The organism is Phyllobacterium sp. (assembly GCF_037994425.1).
Lineage (GTDB): Bacteria > Pseudomonadota > Alphaproteobacteria > Rhizobiales > Rhizobiaceae > Phyllobacterium.
This window is the reverse complement of record NZ_JBBNAM010000291.1, coordinates 1-2,601: the sequence shown is the minus strand read 5'-3', so window position 1 is coordinate 2,601 and position 2,601 is coordinate 1. Positions and strand designations below refer to the sequence as shown.

Sequence of the window (2,601 nt, the reverse complement as noted above, 5' to 3'; positions counted from 1 at the left end):
TGCAAAAGCACCATGTCGCCCTTGCATCCGACATCAAGACCATAGCCCTCCAGATTGAGGATCTTCGCCGGCTCGCTCGTCACCGCGGCAAAGCATTGACGCATTGCACTGCGGCTCGTCATCTGCGCAACGTGTAGGCCCATGCTTGCAACCTCCAGCATGTCGCCCTGTCCCAGCGAATACCACGGATCCATCACGCAATCATGGCCGAACGCCACCATGACACCGTGGGCGAGGAGTTCGGGAACGCGCGTCATGCCGCGGCGCTTCGGATAGGTGTCGTGACGCCCCTGAATTCCGATATTGATCAGCGGATTGGCAATGGCTGCGACACCGGCTTCCGCAATCAGCGGCAAAAGCTTGCTGACATAGTAATTGTCCATCGAGTGCATCGATGTGAGGTGCGAGCCCGCCGAGCGCCCGCCAAGGCCAAGACGCTGCGTTTCAAAGGCAAGCGTCTCAATGTGACGTGACAGGGGGTCGTCGGTCTCGTCGCAATGAAGATCGACCATCAGGCCGCGCCTCGCCGCAATTTCGCACAGTGCCTTGACGCTCGCAGCGCCCTCGTCCATCGTGCGCTCGAAATGCGGGATCCCGCCGACGACGTCCACGCCAAGATCGAGGGCCCTTTGCAACAGGTCGGCGCCACCCGGATAACGATAGTAACCATCTTGCGGAAATGCGACGAGTTGCAGGTCGATATACGGCGCGACCCGTTTCTTGACGTCAAGCAGGGCCTCGACGCCAAGGAGCCTTTCGTCGCAAACATCGACGTGGGTGCGGATTGCAAGGAGCCCTTGCGTCACGGCAAGATCGCAATAGCGCAGCGCCCGCTCAACCACCGCCTCATGGGTGAGAAGCGGCTTCAGTTCGCCCCATATCTTTATACCCTCAAGCAGCCGCCCGCTTTCGTTGAGGCGCGGTCGTCCGAGGCAAAGCGTTGCATCCATGTGAAAATGGCTATCGACAAAGGGCGCTGACACGAGCAAGCCGCCGGCGTCGATGACCTCCTGCGCGTCGCCATGAAGCTTGGGCCCGACGGCAGAAATCCGCCCGGCCTTCACGCCGATATCGATGCCCGTACGGCCATCAGGCAGCGTGGCGTTGGTGACTTTGAGATCAAACATGACGGACCACCTGCCCAGAATACTGCATTGCGGCACGGATCATCTTCCGGCTCCTTCGCTCGCGGCGTGCGTGACTTCGCCCATCACCTCGTAGATTTCAAGCGCCACGACCCTCCCCTTTGCTTGCGCCGAGCCGAGCTTTCGAAAGCGAATATGTTTCTCGCAGAGCTTTACGACCGTGTCGCTGGCAAGGATGGTTGTGCCATAGGCCTTGTTCATGCCCTCAAGGCGGGAAGCGACGTTGATCGTATCGCCCATCGCCGTGTATTGCAGGCGCTCGCTCGCCCCAACGCTGCCCACCACGGCCATACCGGAGTGAATGCCAAAGCGGGTGCGAAATTGCGGAAGCCCCTTTTCAAGCTGGGCAGCGTTGAAGGCACGAAGCTTTTCTTCGACCTTGAGCGCACATCGGCATGCGTGCCAGGCGTGCTCCTCGTCGACGATGGGTGCGTTCCACATGGCAAAGACGGAGTCGCCGAGGAACTGGATGATCGTTCCGCCATGCTCGTTGACGGTCATGCTGAAAACATCGAAGTATTCCGAGAGCATGGCGACCACGTCCTCGGGCGTGTGGCGCTCGCTGATGGTCGTGAAGTCATAGATATCAGTAAACAGCGCCGTTACCTGCTGGCGCCATGCTGCGCGCCCGCCGAATTGGCCCGACTGGATGCCGCGCCGCACCACTTCCTTTGGCACATAGAGCGCGAAGGTGAAGATCGCGTTGCGCGCCTTGTTCATCGCCGAGCCGAGCATCGCAATCTCGCTCACATGCGAAGCGACATCGATCGGCGTGGTAAAATCAAGGCTCTGCAGCCTGGTTGCGCCATCGGTAAGGCGATAAAGCGACTTTGTGATCAACCTTGCCAATAGGACAGCGCAAAGAAGGGCGAGAATGACCACAAAAATCGATACCCCCAGTGCCTGAAGCAGCGCGCGGTTGGCTGGCGCCAGCAGTTCGTCCATGGGGGCTGCCACCACGAGGCGATGCCCTGCAAACAGCAATGCCGAGCTGATGGGGGCGACCATGACAAGAAATGTTCGGCCCCCCACCTCGATGGACCTTGCTCCCTCGCGCCAGTTTTGGTCGGCCAGGACGCCGTGAATAAGCGGATCGGACGAGCGCTGCCCCTCGTCACTTCTGGGCGCAAGCACCTGTTGGGTCGCCTTGGGGTCGGAATGAATCACGAGATTACCCGCCGCGTCGATGATGAACGCGACGGTTTCCGGCGTCATCCGTTCGGCCGCGAGGAACCCGGTAATGGTGTCGAGAATGACATCGATCCCGATGACGACGTTCCCGTTGCCGCGGTGAGCCTGGGCAATCGTCATGCCAAGCGCGTCGGTGGTCGCCATTTCGTAAGGGCCGACCGAAACGGGACCCTCCCCTCGGGCGGCTGCTTTGTACCAGTCCCGGGTACGCGGATCGTACCCGGTCGCTTTCGTGCTGCCCTCGGACAGCCGGTCTCCACTGGCA

Annotated in this window: 2 protein-coding genes; both read right to left on the bottom strand. The window is 60.6% G+C overall.

Going from position 1 to position 2,601, the window contains the following annotated elements; translation table 11 throughout:
- Positions 1-1,127, bottom strand: a 1,127-nt coding sequence (locus AAAB35_RS19815) for an amidohydrolase family protein (RefSeq protein ID WP_340669992.1), incomplete at its 3' end; no start/stop codon positions are given.
- A gap of 39 nt (positions 1,128-1,166) precedes the next feature.
- The coding region (locus tag AAAB35_RS19810) for an adenylate/guanylate cyclase domain-containing protein (protein ID WP_340669991.1) at positions 1,167-2,601 on the bottom strand (1,435 nt) is incomplete at its 5' end.